General features: G+C 59.4%; 1 protein-coding gene. It reads right to left on the bottom strand.

Going from position 1 to position 318, the window contains the following annotated elements:
* Positions 1-318: TonB-dependent receptor (locus QCE79_RS34950; protein WP_309852523.1), on the bottom strand; the 318-nt coding region annotated here is incomplete at both ends.

Genomic DNA, 318 nt, shown 5'->3' with positions numbered 1-318 from the left:
CCGATCCTTGATGAGATCTTGCTTGACGCCTATCTCGAATTGCTCCGCGACTTCCGCATCGTAGGTGACGTTGCTGCCGCTATGTCCGACGTTAGGCGCGTGGCTGCGGCTCCAGTCCGCAAAAAACGATGTGCGCTCCAAGGGTTGCCACACAAGGCCCACGCGCGGCGAGAACGTGGACTGCTGACCTCGGGCGGTCGCTTCACCCACTTCGTCGGCGCGATTGAAAAATCGATCCGCGCGCATGCCGAGCTGGAGTTTGATTTGAGGCGTCAGTTCGACCAGATCTTGCACATAGGCGCCGTAATCCTTGCCCTG

This window comes from Caballeronia sp. LZ003 (assembly GCF_031451465.1).
Taxonomy (GTDB): Bacteria; Pseudomonadota; Gammaproteobacteria; order Burkholderiales; family Burkholderiaceae; genus Caballeronia.
This window is presented reverse-complemented; position numbering and strand designations above follow the sequence as displayed.